Source organism: Chryseobacterium pyrolae, from assembly GCF_025153485.1.
Classification (GTDB): domain Bacteria; phylum Bacteroidota; class Bacteroidia; order Flavobacteriales; family Weeksellaceae; genus Chryseobacterium; species Chryseobacterium antibioticum.
Genome location: NZ_JANZQH010000003.1, coordinates 322,095 through 340,920 on the forward strand (window position 1 = coordinate 322,095; position 18,826 = coordinate 340,920).

8 protein-coding genes are annotated in these 18,826 nt (G+C 37.3%); 3 read left to right on the forward strand and 5 right to left on the reverse strand.

Going from position 1 to position 18,826, the window contains the following annotated elements; translation table 11 throughout:
* Positions 1-328: 328 nt before the first annotated feature.
* From NZD88_RS08285 to argS, 3 genes are all read left to right on the forward strand, one after another.
* Positions 329-3,316 carry a SusC/RagA family TonB-linked outer membrane protein gene (locus NZD88_RS08285; RefSeq protein WP_259828689.1) on the forward strand — a complete coding sequence of 996 codons (2,988 nt, stop codon included), beginning with the start codon at positions 329-331 and terminating at the stop codon, positions 3,314-3,316.
* Positions 3,317-3,322: 6 nt separating this feature from the next.
* Positions 3,323-4,756 (forward strand): SusD/RagB family nutrient-binding outer membrane lipoprotein, encoded by a 1,434-nt coding sequence (locus tag NZD88_RS08290; protein WP_259828690.1) that lies wholly within the window; start codon positions 3,323-3,325, stop codon positions 4,754-4,756.
* 124 nt (positions 4,757-4,880) lie between these two features.
* A complete protein-coding gene (gene argS, locus NZD88_RS08295; protein WP_259828691.1) occupies positions 4,881-6,641 on the forward strand; it encodes an arginine--tRNA ligase in 1,761 nt (586 codons plus the stop codon).
* A gap of 105 nt (positions 6,642-6,746) precedes the next feature.
* Here argS and NZD88_RS08300 read toward each other — a convergent pair whose 3' ends face one another.
* From NZD88_RS08300 to ccoN, 5 genes are all read right to left on the reverse strand, one after another.
* Positions 6,747-7,685, reverse strand: a complete 939-nt coding sequence (locus NZD88_RS08300) for a YihY/virulence factor BrkB family protein (RefSeq protein WP_259828692.1) — start codon at positions 7,683-7,685, stop codon at positions 6,747-6,749.
* Between the two features lie 74 nt (positions 7,686-7,759).
* The gene (gene tamL, locus NZD88_RS08305) at positions 7,760-10,084 is read right to left on the reverse strand and encodes a translocation and assembly module lipoprotein TamL (protein WP_259828693.1); all 2,325 of its coding nucleotides are present in this window, start codon (positions 10,082-10,084) and stop codon (positions 7,760-7,762) included.
* Positions 10,084-15,114 (reverse strand): translocation/assembly module TamB, encoded by a 5,031-nt coding sequence (locus tag NZD88_RS08310; RefSeq protein ID WP_259828694.1) that lies wholly within the window; start codon positions 15,112-15,114, stop codon positions 10,084-10,086. Before NZD88_RS08310 ends, tamL begins: the two co-directional genes overlap by 1 nt.
* Positions 15,115-15,593: 479 nt before the next feature.
* A complete protein-coding gene (locus NZD88_RS08315) occupies positions 15,594-16,481 on the reverse strand; it encodes a cbb3-type cytochrome c oxidase N-terminal domain-containing protein (protein ID WP_259828695.1) in 888 nt (295 codons plus the stop codon).
* A 19-nt stretch (positions 16,482-16,500) separates the two neighbouring features.
* Positions 16,501-18,780 carry a cytochrome-c oxidase, cbb3-type subunit I gene (gene ccoN, locus NZD88_RS08320; protein WP_259828696.1) on the reverse strand — a complete coding sequence of 760 codons (2,280 nt, stop codon included), beginning with the start codon at positions 18,778-18,780 and terminating at the stop codon, positions 16,501-16,503.
* Positions 18,781-18,826 lie beyond the last annotated feature (46 nt).

Consider the following 18,826-nt stretch of genomic DNA (forward strand, 5'->3'; position numbering starts at 1 on the left):
TTATGGATTTTTCATTGCGACGTGATTAATATATTTGATTATCAGTTTGTTATTGTAATTTTTATTAATATTTCATATAGAAATTATCAATTAAAAGGATTTGTATTTTTCTGAAAATAAATATTGTTTGAATGATTTGTTTTTGTTAATTGTTTTGATTTTAACTTAATTTAATAATTTTCAATGTGTTTATTTTGAAAAATGATGAATATTTAATAATTTTTAACGATTTTACTTTGTATTTTTAAGAAAGTTTTACAAATTTGTACAGTTACAAAAATTATAATTTGATATGAAGAAACTAACAACAAGTCTGCTTGTTTTAGTATTGTCTTCATCTGTTGCGATTGCTAACGCTCAGCAGAAGAACGATACTGTAAAAACAAAAGAAATTGAGGGGGTAGTAGTAACTGCACTCGGAATTAAAAGAGAGAAAAGATCTCTCGGTTATGCAACTCAGGAAGTGAAGGGTGACGCTGTCAACAAAAACCCTACTACTAACTTCTTAAATAACTTATCCGGTAAAGTAGCTGGGCTAGAGATCAAGCAGAGTACAAACTTTGGTGGATCTGTCAATGTTGTAATGAGAGGATTTAAATCTCTTTTAGGTAATAATCAGGCTCTTTTTGTTGTAGATGGAATTCCCATCATTAATAATAATATCAATACAACTTCCCAAACTACAGGTGGTGGAGGTTATGACTACGGTAGTTCAATATCGGATATAAACCCTAATGATATAGAAACTCTTAACGTACTTAAGGGGGCAGCTGCTACGGCTCTTTATGGATCTAGAGCTCAGAACGGTGTTATTATAATTACAACTAAGAGAGGAAAGAAGAATAAAGAAGGTATCGGGATGGAGTTTTCTAGTTCTATTACGATGTCAAGTGTAGACAAGTCAACTTTTCCTAAATATCAAACTCAGTACGGGCAAGGATACAGAGGAACAAGTTTTGCTGGGACTTTAGATGGAAGCCAAATTGTTGATTTTGGAAATGATGCATCATACGGTTCTCCTTATGATGGATCAATGGTTTGGCAATTTGGAGCTTTTACACCAGGATCGCCAACAGAAGGTCAAAAGACTCCTTGGCAAATGGCAAAAAATGGACCTATTAAGTTTTTTGATGTAGGATCCACTTATGTAAATAGTTTATCTTTTAGTGGAGGTAATGATTTAGCTACCTATCGTTTGAGCTACACCAATACGAATGCTTCTGATATCATGCCAAATAGCTCGCTAATGAAAAATAACTTTAGTGGGAATGCTTCTTATAAACTGACAGATAAATTAACGGCAAACTTCTATGCCAATTATGTTACTCAAAAAACCAAAGGAAGAAATAGTACGGGTTATAATGATAACATAATGACTAATTTTAGACAATGGTGGGCAACTAATGTCGATATTAAGGATCTTCAGTATCTGTATAATAATTATAAAAAGAATTATACTTGGAATATAAATGCAACTGATGATTTGACTCCTGCATTTTGGGATAACCCTTACTTTCAAAGATATGAAAACTATCAAAATGACTCACGAGATAGGTTTGCCGGAAACTTCAGTTTAAACTATGATGTAAGCAAAGAGTTTAATCTATTGTTTAGAATGGGTACTGACGGATATACAATGATGACAGAAGATAGAAAAGCAGTAGGTTCTTATATAGGGAATAATTTTGGCTTGAATACTGTTGTTCAACCGTCGGGATATGCTTTAAGTAATTATAAATTCAACGAAACGAATTATGACCTTATTGCTACCTACAAAAAAGATATAACTGATGATTTTAATGTTAGTGCTTTATTAGGAGGAAATGTAAATGTTCAGAAAGCATTTTCAAATCAGCAGTCTACGTCTGGAGGGTTGTATACTCCCGGAATCTATACTATAGCCAATTCTAAATCTAATCCAGCTAGACCATTGATTTCTGATGTTTCAAAATATGTATATGGTGCTTTTGCTCAGGTTTCATTAGGGTATAAAAATACCTACTATTTAGAAGGAACAATTAGAAGAGATCAATCTACCGCATTACCTAGTACTGATGCTGTTTACTGGTATCCTTCATTGTCAGGAAGTATCGTTTTTTCCAATTTGATAAAAGCTAGCTGGTTAAATTTTGGAAAAGTACGTGCTGGATATTCTCAAGTAGGATCAGATACGAATGCTGATCAATTGATGAATCGGTATTTTTCACAACCTTCATATGGAGATATTCCCGTATATGCATATAATGCTGTACTTAGAAACTTTGATCTTAAATCTCAGGGACTTAAAAATGTGGAACTTGGTGTTGAAGCGAAAATGTTTAATAACCGTTTAGGATTTGATGTATCCTGGTTCCAAAACAAAGCTTATGATCAAATTTTGGCGTTACCTGTTTCATTTGCTACTGGTGCAGGTGCTAGAACTCAGAATGCTGGTGAGTTGACCACAGAAGGATTTGAAGTTGCTGTTAATGTAACTCCTATTAAAACAACTAATTTCTCTTGGGATCTTAGTCTAAACTGGTCTAACCCTTGGACTAAAGTTACAGCGCTTAGCCCAGGTATTGAGAACATTTCAATAGGTAGACTTCAGGGTGGTGCAAGTGTTAATGCTCCTCTAAACGGAGATTATGGTACGCTTTGGACTTCTGATTTTGTTTATGATTCGAACGGACAAAAGATTGTAGGACCAAACGGAGCTTATTTGGTGACAGACAAAGCAACTTACAATCAGGGAAGCTTTCAATCTAGATGGAGTGCAGGGCTAAACAATATGGTAACCTATAAAAACTTATCATTGAGCTTCTTAATTGATTGGAGACAGGGTGGAAAAGTCTATTCTTTAGATCAATTCTACGGTTATGGAACGGGAATTTATCCTGAGTCAGTGGGAATGAATGATTTGAATAATCCAATAAGAAATACTTTGGCTAATGGTGGAGGTGTAATTATGCCGGGAGTAATGGCTGATCCAAATAATCCGGGTCAATATATTCCAAATACAATTAGATTAGATAAATCAAGATCCAGCCAAGTCTTAGGAACAGACCTTCCGGGAGCTGCTTACGTTTACGATGCAAGCTTTGTAAAACTTAGAGAAGTAGCAATAACATATAAATTTGATAAAGATTTCTTTAATTCTAAATTTATACAGGGAATGTCTATGAGTTTAATCGGCAATAACCTTTGGATCATTCATAAAAACCTTCCTTATTCAGATCCTGAAGCAGGTCTTTCTGCAGGGAATATTCAAGGATACCAATCAGGTCCACTTCCGACTACAAGGAACATATCGTTTAATGTGAAAATTAATTTTTAAGAAAGTATGAAAAAATATATATTAACATCGTTAGCCGCTATGTTGTTCGTAGGATGTTCAACAAGTGATGATGTAAACACAGACCAACATGCAACATATAACACGACACCAGAAGCATTAATAACATATGCGCAAAAAGAATTAAGTGATTATATGACAACGCCTAATGTTAATGAAAACAATTTTAGGCTGACCATGCAATACTGGCAAGAGACTATTTATGTGAATGAAAGCAATTATGATTTTACAAATAGAAACGTATCAAATAATGTTTGGACCGATACCTATGTCAATACATTAAAGAATTTAGACCAGGCAAGAAGAACTATTGAAGCATATGTTCCAACTTTTCAGGAAACGGCAACTTGGCCAGGTATAAAGAAAAATCAATTAGCAGTGATTGATATCATGCAGGTATATACATTTCAGGTTTTAGTAGATACTTATGGTGATATCCCATATACACAGGCTTTGGATATAGAGTCTTATCCTCTTCCCAAATATGATAAGGCAGCTGATATATATGCATCACTTATTTCAAGATTAACAACTGATATAAATAACTTATCTGCAAGCTCGGATGGTTTTGGAAATGGAGATGTTCTCTATAAAGGGGATATTGGGAAATGGAAAAAATTTGGAAACTCATTACTGCTTAAGGTAGGAATAGCTTTAGCAGATGTTAATCCAAGTTTAGCCCAGACTACGGTAAATCAAGCAATCTCAGGAGGATTGATGTCCTCATCAAGTGATGATTGTAAATTTCAGTATCTGGATTCTTCACCAAATGAAAATCCTATTTCTCAGGAGGTACTATCTAGAAATGATTTTATTGCCGGAAAAACATTAGTAGACTACATGAAAACTACAGCAGATCCAAGAATTAGTGTGTACTATAGAGGACCAATTGCCGGTCAGTATGTGGGTCAGGTAATTGGAGCACCTGGAGCGTTTGCTAGCTTTTCAAAACCTGGTCTTTTTACCAGAGATGCTACTACACCTGGAATTCTTTTAAGCTATACAGAAGTAAGATTTTATCTTGCTGAAGCAGCTGCAAGATGGGGAATTGGGGGAAGTCCTGCTACATTATACAACGACGCAGTTACGTCTTCCTTTACAGACTGGGACATGGCTTCTGATGCTGCAGCTTATTTAGCTGCTCATCCTTATAACGCTGCAAATTGGAAAAAGTCAATAGGTGAGCAGGCTTGGGTTGCAATGTATAATCAGGCTGTAACGTCTTGGAACTTTTACAGAAGATTGGATTATCCGCAACTGGTTGCTCCGGCTACGGCTATTCCTAACGCAGGAGGGAAAGTTCCGGTAAGACTTCAGTATCCACCTGCAGAAGCCACAACAAATGGTACTAACAGTGCTGCAGCAAGTGCCGCAATTGGAGGTGACAAACTGACTACAAAGATATTCTGGGATATCAACTAAAAAATATCTATCTATATCAAATAACCGCCTTCGGGCGGTTTTTTTATTTCCGTATATTTGTATCTCAAAATATTTAGACGAAGCAGGCTGCTCCATCCGGCCTTTAAAAAAGTAATATATACACATGAATATTAAAGATATAATAGAAAAGAAACTTTCGGAGGTTATTTTAAATGTTTATCAGTTAAAAGAAATCAATCTGGAAGTTCAGGAAAATAAAACGGAATTTGAGGGTGATTTTACTATTGTTACATTTCCATTGGTAAAACAGTTGAAAAAGAATCCGGAAAGTATCGGCGTTGAACTGGGAGAAGCTTTGACGGAACAGTCGGATCTGTTTGAAAGCTTTAATGTCGTAAAAGGCTTCCTTAATGTTAAGGTAAAAAATCAGTTGTTTGTAGATAATTTCAGATCTGTGAGCAACGATTTTGACACCATAGAAAAGAAAAACTCAACGGTAATGGTTGAATATTCTTCTCCAAACACAAACAAACCGCTTCATTTAGGACATGTCAGAAATAATCTATTAGGTTTTTCTGTAGCGCAGATTCTTAAAGAGGCTGGGTATGATGTGATTAAATCTCAGATCATCAATGATAGAGGGATTCATATCTGCAAGTCTATGCTGGCTTGGGAAAAATTTGGTCATGGTGAAACTCCGGAATCAACCAATACGAAAGGAGATAAGTTTGTAGGAAATTATTACGTAGAATTTGATAAAAACTACAAAAAGGAAATTGCTGAACTTATTGAGCAAGGGTCAACCGAAGACCAGGCTAAAAAAGAGGCACCATCAATTGTTGAGGCTCAAAAAATGCTTTTAGACTGGGAAAGTGGTGATGAAACCGTAAGAAATCTTTGGAAAGAAATGAATTCCTGGGTTTATAAAGGTTTTAGTGAAACTTACAAAAGATTAGGTGTTGATTTCGACCAGGTTCAGTATGAAAGTAATACATATATTCTGGGGAAAGATTTGATTCAGGAAGGTTTAGACAAAGGTATTCTTTATCAGAAAGAGGATGGTTCTGTTTGGTGCGACCTTACAGATGAAGGGCTTGATCAAAAACTTCTGCTTCGTTCAGACGGAACTTCTGTGTATATGACTCAGGATTTAGGAACGGCAGTAGAACGTTTTAAACAAAATAATATTCAGAAATTAATTTATACGGTAGGAAACGAACAGGATTATCATTTCCAGGTTTTATTTAAGATCTTGAAAAAATTAGGGTATTCCTGGGCAGATCAGTTATTCCATCTTTCTTATGGAATGGTAGAGCTTCCTAACGGAAAAATGAAATCCCGAGAAGGAACTGTTGTGGATGCTGACGAGCTGATGCAGGAAATGTATGAAACTGCAAAATCGATCACAACAGACTTAGGAAAACTAGAAGGACTTTCTGATGAAGAAAAAGAAATTTCTTATGAAGTAATAGGATTAGCTGCTTTGAAATATTTCATGCTCAAGGTAGATCCGAAGAAAAAAATGCTGTTTGACCCCGCTGAAAGTGTAGAGTTTTCAGGAAATACAGGTCCGTTTATTCTCTATACCTATGCACGTATTCAATCGCTGTTATCAAAAGCTGATGTAGATTATAAGGAAATTTCAGATGTTGCTCTAAATCAATTTGAAAAAGAACTGATCATGCTATTGACCAATTATAAAACAGTAGTTGCAAAATCGGCAGAAGCTCTAAGTCCTGCTTTGGTAGCCAACTATGTTTATGATTTAGTTAAGGCTTATAATTCATTCTATCAGAGCAATGTCATTTTGAAACTTGAAGATGAAAACTTAAAACAATTCCGTTTAAATCTATCAGACCTTACCGCTAAAACGATTAAAAAATCTTTAACGCTGCTCGGCATCGGAACCGTAAACAGAATGTAAAAAATAAAGCCTCCTGATTTTTTGGGAGGCTATTTTTTTGTAAAATGTATTCATGATAAATAATCAATGAGGTGGAATCTGGAAACCTTCCACGCATCATAGCGATTAACTCTCAGTTTTAACCCCCTCTTCACTTTTTCTTCTCTCCTCATACAGTTTTGCAGCGCTCCATTTTGCGTGTTTTGAAGGAACGATTTTATATCCTTTTTTATAAGTATACACTTTAGTAAATTCAGCTCCAAAAAAGACAAGCATACATGAATAATTGATCCACATCATAATTAAGATCACTGTTCCTGCAGTTCCAAAAGCAGAAGTCGGTTTGAAATTGCCAAAATACAGACTCAATAAGAATTTACCTAATGTAAATAAAATGGTAGTCAAAAAAGCACCTTTCCAAACTGGTTTCCAGCTGATTTGTACATCGGGAAGGAATTTGAACATTAATGCAAATAGCAGCATAACAAGCCCGAACCCTATTATAAAATTCACGAGTTCAACTAATAAATAAGTCTCAAAACCGAAATAGGTAGTAATTATATTATTAAAAACACTTATCAGTGAAGATAGAATCATCGTGATCATTAATAAAAATCCGATCATCAAAATCATTCCTAATGAATTGGCTCTGTCTAAGAGAAATTTTATTAAAGCTTTTTTAGGTGCAGATTGCACATCCCAAAGACTATTCAGTGAATGTTGAAGTTGGAAGAATAAAGTCGTGGAACCAAAAATCAACGAACCAATACCCACAATCTTCATGAAGATATTTTGTTTGTCAATTAAAGCTCCTGCAATCATGCTTTCAACACTTTTTGACACTTCTGTTCCCATAATTCCGCTAATCTGGTTGCTTATTTCACCGCGAATAGCTTCTTCACCGAAAAAATTACCTGCGATCCAAATAATAATGATCAACAACCCCGGAATGGAAAAAATAGCATAGTACGCTAAACTTGCAGAATCTCTTGATGCATTTGAATCATTCCATTCATCGAAAGTTTCTTTTAAAATCTCCCAGAAAAACTTTGCATTTTTTACCATAAAATTATTTAAACTGATCAAAAAAGCACAAGACAAATGATTTAATTGTCTGGAATCTGAAGTCTAATATCTCATTAGAAAGGATATCCGATGGCTAAATTGAAAACTAAATTATCTTTTCTCCATTGTGAATCCCCGAAATTGATTCGGTCAAATGCCCATCGGTCTCCTTTTTCATAATAAGGAACCCGTAACGGCATTGCTAGATCCAGTCTTAAAATTAAGATAGAGAAATCAAGTCTTAGACCAACTCCGGCTCCAACAGCAATTTCACTTAAAAATTCTTTTGAAAACTTGCCTCCCGGTCTGGTTGAATCTTCATTTATTAGCCAAACATTTCCTGCATCAACAAAGGCGGCTACGTTTAAAAATTTATATAGATTGGCGCGGTATTCTGCATTCAATTCTAATTTGATATCTCCCGCTTGATCTAATAGAGTACCTTTTTTAATTGTTCGTGGGTCAAAACTTCCAGGTCCCAAAGTTCTTGCACGGAAAGCACGGATACTGTTGCTTCCCCCTGCAAAAAACTGTTTGGAGAAAGGAATGAATTCCGAATTTCCATAGGGATAGGCTATTCCGCCGATAAACCTGCTGGCGAATGAACTCTTTTCAGTGAATTTATGATAGAACCTGAAATCATTCTCGATTTTTGCATATTGACTGAATGGAATTCCAAATATTTTTTTCTCCTTATCGTTTTTGACGTTGGCTCCGGTTACTAGACCTGTAATATTTCCCGCTAAATCCAAAGTCCCTTTATAATAAATAGTAGTAGGCTTAGACAGCATGGTATTGGTATAGGTATACGAATAAGTTGGCCCGAAAATAAGTTGCTTCGCAACGACTCTTTGTGCAGCAGGAGTAGTTGCCTGCTTGTAAAACTCATCGGTTACATTGGCAGGAGATACCAAAGTAATATCAATGACCTTTAATTCATGTTCCTTTCTGGCATTCTCTTTCCATACATACCCAAATGCAGCATTAAAATTATTAAGAGTATAAAGTTGAGTTCGATTTTGAAATTCATAACCCAAAGTAATATTCGTTCTTGGAACAAAAGCACTTGAAGAATTGAAATGGAAAGGGGCAACAATTCTCGGAATCGAAAGCTGCACATTCGTCCCTGCACGGAAGAGATTCTGTGCATTTTCCTGTCCTCCCATCTGGAAATCAAAGGCTCCATAAACGGCTGCTTTAAACTGTTCTGCTCCTCTGAAGAAGTTTCTGTGCGTCCAGTTCAGATTCAGTTCACTACCGGCATAACTCGCAGAGTTGGTTCGTCCCAAAGCTTCCAGTCTGAGTGACTGAATTTGTCTTGGTGTCAATAAATAATAAGCATCAAACTGATGTTTTAATGAATCTGAAACAATAAATTCATTTTTTACAAACTTGAAAACACCCAAACTGATCAGACGGTTAAGGGTAAGATTATGATTGGAACGGTTATAAAGATCTCCTTTCTTAAAATATAAAGCTCTGTCGAAAATTTTGGGTTTGAATTTATGTTGAGGGTCAATTACATAAATGTCGTCATAAGCATATTTGGACAGTGAATCAGGATTCATCGGAACACTGTACTTGCCTCTTTTTACATCCTGAATATTATAATTTGGAAAGACAATGACCTTATCAATACTGAACTGTTTCGTTGCCAGATCCGGAGTGTCTTCTTTAAGTTTTACGTTAAGCTCAACCTTATGATTTTTACTTACTGTACTGTCTGCCTGAACAATAATATTATCGGGGCTGAAATAATAGAAGCCTCTTTCTTTTAAGCCATTATCAATACGTTCTCTTTCGTTTTTAATCACATCAAGATCGAAAGGCTGTCCGGATTTAAGTAAAGTTTTATGGGCGAAATTTTGAATTTCTTTGTTGACCAGTGATGAATCCTGTTGAAACTTAACATGACTTACCAAATACCTTGCGCCAGGTCTTAAAGTGTAAATAACCTGAGCTTTTTTGTTTTTGGAAACCGTATCATAGGTAGCTTTTGCATTAAAATATCCTTTGTTTTCAGAATAATTTTCAATGATCTTTCTGTTGAATTCACGATCTACATCTCCTAGTAATACAGGTTTTTCACCTACTTTGTATTTTAGCCAGTAATTAAAACCTTTATCTTTTTTGGGTTCTTTGGCAATGTTGTAGAAATATAATTTCGGACGGAGACCCAATAAGGTGGAATTGGGTTTAGGAACCAAATTCTCCTCCAAAGCAGCCTTGAGCTCCTTTTTTTCATTCTTCGAAAGACTGTCATTTTCTATTTTTACTTCTCCGCCGGTATAAAGCATCTGTCCCTGCTTCAGATATTTGGTATTACTGCATGAAAGAGTAGCTGCGGTAAGGCCCGAAGCGAACAGATATTTACAATATATATTAAGTCTGCTTTTCATTATTTAAATTCTACCACTTGGTTATTTTTGTTTTCTTTTTTGCGTCTTTCCTTCTTGGTTTTTTGAAAAATCTCACGGAATTTATCATAGTCTAAAGTAATGATAAAGCCTACCCCCGTTTCTATGATCTGCCCCTGAAGCGCGACCTGATATTCATCTTTACGATAAGCACGAAGCATGTATCTTCCGTCTTTTGAAAGGCTGTAATCTACGGTGACATTTCCTGCGATATTCGTTGTGCTTTCGTTTTGACGGGCTTCCCCTTCCAGGGCGAAATTACTTCCCACGGAAACCTTCAGACGGTCATTCAGTAGTTTTTTACTTACCCCTACATTCAGGTCGGTTCTTGTATTTTTTGTTCCGGTGGAATAATCCTCAGAAGAATCAAGACCTAAATCTATATCAACTCCTTTAATCAAACCTGAGGCAAGATTGTTCAGCTGTTGGGAAAGAATTTTACTCACACTTTGTCTGGCCATCATTTCAGCCGACATTCCGGCACCCGATTCAAAAGGATTTTCCCCAATGAAACGGTTCAGTAAAAGAAGGGCGAAAACCTGTTTATTCATTTCAGATTCCTGAGTTCTGAGCTGGGTAAGCTTTTGATCTACAATATCCTTTACCGTAGATGAGATCGCATTATTTTTTTCATCCGTAGTGATATCAAAACTGATCTGTGGTTTCAGAAGCTCAGCTTTCATTTTTAATAAAGTATTGAAAGGGATTCTCTGTTTAAACTGATTCATTATTGAAGCACCTTCGCCACTTACCTGCTGTTCAACGAGGTCAATAGGTGGAGCTTCCGTTTTATAGACTGCTGTGATGTCCATAATCGCTGCAGTCGGTTCTCCGGTCCAGGTAATAGTACTTCCTTTCTGGATATCAAATTTACGCTTCAGAAGACTTACCGAAAGTTCATAAGAACCTTTTTCCACTTCATACACGCCTACAAGAGTTGTTTTTCCTGAAGGATCAATTCCTCCGGTTAATTCTGCTTCACCTTGTAGTTTTACAAAATCTCCGTTAGCCTTATCAATAACAATAGACATTTTAGCTTCCTTGCTGACTTCAATATTCACACTTACATCCATTCCTTTGAAACTGCTTTGCGCTTTCAGAGAATCAGCCTTAATCGTTTTGTTTAAAACGATCTGATCCTGATCGATGAACTCTACAATCCCGTCTCTTTCCTGAAGAGATGGACTGGACTGAGGAAGGACAAAGGTGAAATCTGTATCATCAGAAACAGACAGTCTGCCATCAACTTTTGGCAGATCTAAGTTTCCTCTGATATGAAGTCCCGCATCAATAGCGAGAATTCCATACATCATTGCATCATTGGATTTCTCGGAATTCACTACTTTGAAATCTTTGGCGTTCACATCAAGATTAAATGCGAAATCCCTGTAGGTTTGTGTAAGAACCTGTCCGTTGATGACAAGAGAATTTCCGTCCTTATCATTTATTTTGAACTTATTAAATTCAATTCCCCGGTTCGTAAAATCAATTTCATCATTAAGTTTTCTGAAATCACTGCCTGTTTTGGCAATTTCAAGTCCTGCATCATTGAATTTTACTTTCCCTAAGATATTCGGTTTATCCGTATTTCCGGTGATCTTTAAATTCCCTGAAATATAGCCTTCCGTATTCGTTATGGCATTCATGGAAAAGCCCTGAACACTCTTCATCTGAAGTTTATTTATCGCCATATTCAGATCAAATGTGCTTGAAGAAGTATTGTAATCTCCAAGAATTTTCACATCGTTATTATTGCCGGAAAGGGCAACATCAGCATTTAAAATATTCGGTGAGGTATTATTTACTTTTACAGCCAGGTTTCCAACTGCATTTCCATAGACGATCAGGTCTGAAATATTCAGGTCAGAAGTGAAGGTCATGTTTTTCGTAACATCCCGAAGTTGTGCCGTTCCGTTAATCGTTCCCCTCGCCAGCACCGTATCTTTTTTGATCAGTTCTGTGATGGTTTCTATTTTAAAATCTTTCAGTGCAACATTCAATGGACTGGTTGGACTGTCGGTTTCAGATTGAAGTGAGATTTGACTTCCTGCATTCGACAAAACAAAATTATCTGCTAAAATCCCTTTGCTGCTGATCTGGATCTTGTTGTTATCTGCAACATTCCAATCCGAGTAATTTAGTTTTAAACCATTCGGGTTTAAAGAAATTTCTGTGATGTCATTCAAAGATTTGGCGTTTCCGGCGATCAGAAACTGTGTGGCATCTTTATCGTCTTTCGTGGTAATATTGTAGTTGATTATATTATCTGCAACGTCTCCACTTACAGCTACTTTTTTCAAAGTGAAGCTGGAGCTTTTTAGAGCGGCTACATTAAGACCGTACTGCAATGCCTGATTTTCATTGGTTACTTTTAAAGCTACGTTTTCCAAAGAATTTTCACCATACAACAGCTGTGGAATTTGTCCATCTATTTCAATTTTTTGAGAATCAGCATCATAATTTCCGGCTAAATTGATGGTTTCAAAACTTTTCAGATCCGGAACAAACTTTCTGATCAGATCATCATTTTTGATCTTCGCATTGAATGTGAAAAACTGCCCCTGATCAATTTTCTGACCTTTAGTTGGTTTCTGGAACTGATAATACTGATTGATGGTTTTCGTTAAAGCACCAAAGATCTGTGTCAGTTTATATTTTCCCTTTAAAGAAACATCAGCGATTTGAGAATTGAAAAGAATTTGCGTGGAATCCTGAGTAGAAGAGGCTTTCAGGTTCACTTCCTGTACAGGATAAACTTCTTTCGTGTCTGAAAAAGCGAAATCTTTTAAATTTAAATAACCATTCAGGGCATCCGGATCAAGGCTTGAAAAATCTCCGTCGATCTTTCCTGCGATAATCATGGGCTTCTCATAGAAACCAAGTTTATTAACATCAAGCTTGATCACCTCACCGTTGATTTTTACCGTAGGATTTTTTTCATCATACACTCCCGACGCTATTAAATTCAGATTTGCATTCGGATCTTTTGAGTTTAAAACAATGTTATAAACTCCTTTATTAATTTTGCCTGTCAGGTCCATATTCTGATATCGGTATCCTTTGTAGACAGCCGATGCTACGTGACCTTTCAGATCTGCTTTTGCATTTTTGAAATCAAAGCTTTCGCCTTTTGCAGAGATCTGAGCGGTAATAGCTCCAATATCTTTATTCTTAATGATCTTTCCAACCTGGATGCCCTGAAGATTGGCTTTTACATCATACAGCTCACGGTTTTTTCTGCTCATATCCACATCTGCAACAATAGCAGCGTTTCCAAGGGTAGAGTAGAGGTTCAGGTCTGCTTTTACGACTTTAGTAGTTCCTTTTGCACTTCCTTTGATACTGAAATGAGAAGGCAGCGAAATATTGGAAGGAATGGTATTTTTCGGAACAAGATTGTAAACTGTTTTAGCTTCAGCTGAAAATTCTCCGATCCTTAAATCATAAGAGAGGTTTTCAGGCTTCATCGCATTTTTAATTCTTCCGGATGCCGCAACTCTCAACTGGTCTAAACCTGAAACTTTAAGATCTTTGATCAATAGGTCATTCACTATTCCCTGAACGTTGGCATTAACATTCAATATAACATTCGGATATTTGTTGAATGGCGCTGTATTTCGTAAGGTCGGGACAATATTCAGAATATCTGCGAAACCAATTTTGGAATCTTTGATGTTGGCTGAAATTTTTACCGTACCCGGATTTGAAGTTAGTTGGTCAAGAGAATCATAATTTAAAATCACCTCATCACGGATCAGCGTTTTGGGAGTCTGCAAATAAAGGTCTTTTAAATAAGCCTGCTTTTCCGCATACACAAAATCTGTATTGAATTTCTGGATATCCAGGCCTCTTCCTTCCTTAATTTCCGCTGAATTGACAGTTCCTGCAAAAGTATTGTTCTCCATTTTGAAGCTTCTTACTTCCACGTTCATTGTGGAAAAATTCATATGGTTGAAATCCATTCCCTGTTTGGTGGGGGCAATCGCGGTGTTGTTGTACACTGCTTTTACATCATTTAGAACAAGTTTTCCAAGGAGTACTTTCATGGCTTTATCCTGGTCTGAAACTTTAGAAACTTCCGCTTCTTTTTGGTCTTTCGGATTGGCATTTTGCGCAGGAAGATAAAGATTGGCATTAATATCTGCCCCGGAAAGGAAAACATTGGAAATGTTGTAGGAATTATTTTCAAGATCCAGTTTATTGACCTTTGTACTTAATTCTTTAAACAGAACTTTAGCAAATGTTTTGGAATTATCATCACCGTAATCGATGTCAAAATTGGTGAGTTTGATACCTCTCAGTCCAATATTCATCGGTTTTTTATCATTGAGGGAATCTACCTTTTTTTCTACTTTTTTAGAAACTTCTTCGAGCAGGTCCTGCTTTAATTTGAGTTTAAGTCCGTCAAGATTAATATCATTAACGGCATAGGTGTTTTTATTAAGGTCAAAAGTTTTAACCTTTGTATCGAATGATTTGAAATACAATTGAATATCGTTCCTCGACTGCTGGTCGTTGAACGTCACCCCAATATCTTTCAAATTGATCTTATCAAGCGAAATGATAAAAGGTTTGGAAGAACTTTCCTCTTTGTCACTGGTCGCGAAAGCATTGATGATATAATCGAAATTGAATGTCCCGTTGGGCTTCCGCACCACATTGGCACGGGCTCCTTCAAGATCTACAGAAGTAATGTCGGCAGTGGAGCTGATGAGCTTCATCATATTTAGGCCAACGTCCAGTTTTCTGACAGCAAGAAGTGTGTCTACATCTTGTCCTTTAAGGTAAAGGTTTTCCATTACAAGACTGTTTGGAAAGCCGATGTAAACCCTTTCCAGACTGACTTTAGTTTTGATCTTTTTCTCAAGATACACGACGAGTTTGTCTTTGATGAAATTCTGAACGGCAGGAAGCCTTAAGCTCAGGATCAGAAGGGTAAGGAAAACCAATATCGAAATAAAGGTTATTGCAATACGCTTTAAAAGTTTTCTTTTGTTGATTTTCAGTTTCAAATGCGATCAGGTTTCTAACAAAGATAAGAATACTATTTCATTAGTCCTTTGTTGTGGTATCCTATTGCAAGTGCAAAAATCCTGCCTTGGCTGTCCTGATATGGAATTTAGTTTAGTAGTTGTCAAGTGAATAGTTGATAAAGACAACCAAGGTTTGGATTTTTTGTTTAAAAAAGCCCCCTTTATATCATTTTTAATAGTTGAAAAGGTTAGCAAAAATGAAATTCAAATGTTAGATAAGTTGTAAAGGGGGCAAGGAATATATGGAGATAATAAATTTTGTTAAGTTAAATGAGCTAAGTTTTAAAGGGTTGGAAGCTGGAAGAGGGAGGCTGGAAGTTATATTGGACATTCATTTTTAACAGTTACCTTAAAATTTGATGATCTGGCTTAAAAAAATAATAAAATGGTTCTGTATGTCTTTTTTTAGACCTCAATAACTTCCCTCTTCCAGCATCAAGCTTCCTGACATATTAAAATTAATTGTTTGCGTTTTCCCATTTTACTTCTTCACCCTGAGGAGCGGCACCGCCCTGAGCCGGAGTAATAGGAGCCGTTTCCTGATTGATGTGATAGATATAGGCTGCAATTTTTTCAGCGTCTCTTCCGCTGATGGTTCCTTCTTTGATAAAAGGTCGCATCGTAGGATTATTTGGTGAACCGTTTTCAAGCATCCAGAAAACATTTTTGAACAGACTTTTTTCTTTAATATTGATCCAGTGTGTATCCGTAAGATTCGGGCCAATACCTCCTTTTCCGCCGTCACCATGACAGGTGGCACAGTTGGTTTTGAAAAGTTCCTGACCTTCTGCGATATGGTCTGCACTGTATTTTGCCGTTTCCAGATCAATCTGGGGTGCGGTTTTTTCATATTCTGCTATGGAAGCCAGCATTGTAGTGGTTTCTTTGTTTAATTCTGCTTCAGGATGAGCATATTCCGTGAAGGCAAAGGCCATCATATACACGACGCAGAAGATACACCCGAACCAGAACAGACCTATCCACCATTTCGGAAGCGAGTTATCGAGTTCTGTAATCCCGTCAAAACCATGGTCGATAAGAATATCTTTTTCTTCCGTAGCAGACTGTTTTTTAAAAGCAGAATTCCAAAGCTTCTGATAATAGGGAATACTTTTTTCTGCTAAATATTCTTTCTTTTCCTCTTCTGACAGTCTGCTGAAGCTTTCATTTTCCACCAGATCCCCAATCGAATTCATGATCAGAAGAAGAATCACAGCGATCACAATAAGCGCCCAGAAAAATGGCGAGGAAAAATAACCTGAATCTCCGGCGAACATTTCAAACGCCATGATCGTTAAGCCTATCGTTGTTGCGATATATATTGAAATGGGGGTTCTCTTTTTCATTGCAGTACAATTTTATAGGTTACTCAGCACTTGCGGTCTGGATCTGTGTCGTTTTAATATCGGTTCCTAATCTTTGCAGATAGGCAATCATCGCTACAATTTCTCTCTGCTCAAGCGGAACATAAGATGCCCCTTTTGCGGCTTTTTCTTTTTCCATCTGATTTTTCAAGTCATTAGCTTCATAGTAAATTCTTTGTACAATGGCTTTGGACTGGTTGTCTGCCCATTGGTTGGCAGAATCTATTTCCGCTTTTGAATAGGGTACATCGAAAGTGTTTTTCATTAACCTCATCTTGTCCACCATTTGAGTGCGGTCCAGCTTATTTGTGATCAGCCATGGGAAACGCGGCATAATAGAACCAGCAGATGTAATTCTTGGGTTGTACATATGTTTGAAGTGCCATGAATCCGGGTTTCTGCCACCTTCTCTGTGAAGATCCGGTCCTGTTCTCTTGGATCCCCATAAGAACGGTCTGTCATAAATAAACTCTCCGGCTTTTGAATACTGTCCGTTTTTACCTTCAAATCTTACGATTTCATCACGGAAAGGGCGGATCATCTGTGAGTGGCAAGCATTACATCCTTCACGAACATACAGATCTCTTCCTTCCAGTTCAAGCGGGGTATAAGGTTTAACAGCGGTGATTGTAGGAACACTCTGTTTCAGTGATAATGTAGGAACGATTTCTATTAATCCTCCTATGGCTACCGTGATGAAAGCCAGGATGGACAGTAATTTTGGAGTTCTTTCTAGCCAAAGGTGTACGCCTTCGCCTTCTTTTCTTGCAGTGCCGATATCTGCCAGTGCAGGAGCTTCTGCAGGAACTTCTTTCTGGAATGAGCCTGATCTTACGGTTCTGATCACATTCACCACCATTAAAATAGCACCTGAAAGATAAAGGATACCTCCTAAGAACCTCATTTTAAAATAAGGAATGATTGCCGTTACCGTATCCAGCCAGTTTTTATACATTAAAGTACCATCCGGATTGAACTGTTTCCACATCAATCCCTGGGTAAATCCTGAGATGTACATAGGAACTGCGTAAAAGATAATTCCTAATGTTCCCAGCCAGAAGTGCCAGTTGGCTAATTTTTTAGACCATAACGGTGTTCTCCACATGATCGGAACCAGATAATAAACAACTCCGAAGGCCATAAAACCGTTCCATCCAAGCGCTCCTAAGTGTACGTGCCCGATCACCCAGTCGGTGTAGTGCCCGATTTTATTTAAAGATTTCGTGGCTAACAGAGGTCCTTCGAAAGTGGCCATACCATAACAGGTAATGGCTACCACGAAGAATTTAAGGATCGGATTTTCTCTTACTTTATCCCAAGCTCCTCTTAAGGTAAGAAGACCATTCAGCATTCCTCCCCATGAAGGAGCAATAAGCATGATAGAAAACCCCGTTCCTACAGCCTGAGCCCATGCCGGAAGCGCCGTATACTGAAGGTGGTGTGGACCAGCCCATAGGTAAACGAAAATCAGCGACCAAAAGTGAATAATGGATAATTTATAGGAGAATACAGGACGCTGTGCCGCTTTCGGCATGAAGTAGTACATCAGGCCTAATACCGGAGTGGTCAGCACGAATGCTACAGCGTTGTGACCGTACCACCATTGTACAAGAGCATCTTTTACACCGGCATATACAGAATAGGATTTCCAGCTTGTGAATGATAGGGGAACTTCAAGATTATTAAAGATATGCAGCATGGCTACGGCAATCCAGGTTGCGATATAGAACCATATGGCTACATAAAGGTGTCTTACTCTTCTCTTCGCAATGGTTCCGAACATATTGATTCCGAAAATAACCCATGAGAAAGTGATCAGAATATCAATCGGCCATTCGTGTTCTGCATATTCTTTGGATGTATTGATTCCCATTAAGAAGGTGATGACTACGGCAACAATCATCAGCTGCCAGCTCCAGAAGTGGATCCATGAAAGCGTATCGCTGTACATTCTTGTTTTTAAAAGTCTCTGCATACTGTAATAAGCACCGCAGAAGAAAGAATTACACACAAAAGCAAAAATAACGGCACTCGTATGTAGCATTCTGATCCTTCCGAACCCCATAGCACCCTGCGTGTTAATCAATCCCTGGATATTTCCGCTTCTCAAACTCTGGATGGTGGTATCATCTGTCCCGAATAAAAACTCAGGCAACTCAGGGTAGAAAAGCATCAGCGCAGCCGAAAGTCCCAGCAGAAAGCCGACCAGCCCGAATACGATAGTAGCATACAAGAATGCTCTGACAATATTATTGTCATAATTGAATTTTTGCGTCTCCATAATTCCAATTGTGTTGTACCGAAGTGATATTTATCCTCTGAAATCA

Bases quoted from the DNA above. Each gene is read 5' to 3' on its own strand.
- NZD88_RS08290 (WP_259828690.1), top strand. From the start codon at position 3,323: ATGAAAAAATATATATTAACATCGTTAGCCGCTATGTTGTTCGTAGGA.
- argS (WP_259828691.1), top strand. From the start codon at position 4,881: ATGAATATTAAAGATATAATAGAAAAGAAACTTTCGGAGGTTATTTTA.
- NZD88_RS08300 (WP_259828692.1), bottom strand. From the start codon at position 7,685: ATGGTAAAAAATGCAAAGTTTTTCTGGGAGATTTTAAAAGAAACTTTC.
- tamL (WP_259828693.1), bottom strand. From the start codon at position 10,084: ATGAAAAGCAGACTTAATATATATTGTAAATATCTGTTCGCTTCGGGC.
- NZD88_RS08315 (WP_259828695.1), bottom strand. From the start codon at position 16,481: ATGAAAAAGAGAACCCCCATTTCAATATATATCGCAACAACGATAGGC.
- ccoN (WP_259828696.1), bottom strand. From the start codon at position 18,780: ATGGAGACGCAAAAATTCAATTATGACAATAATATTGTCAGAGCATTC.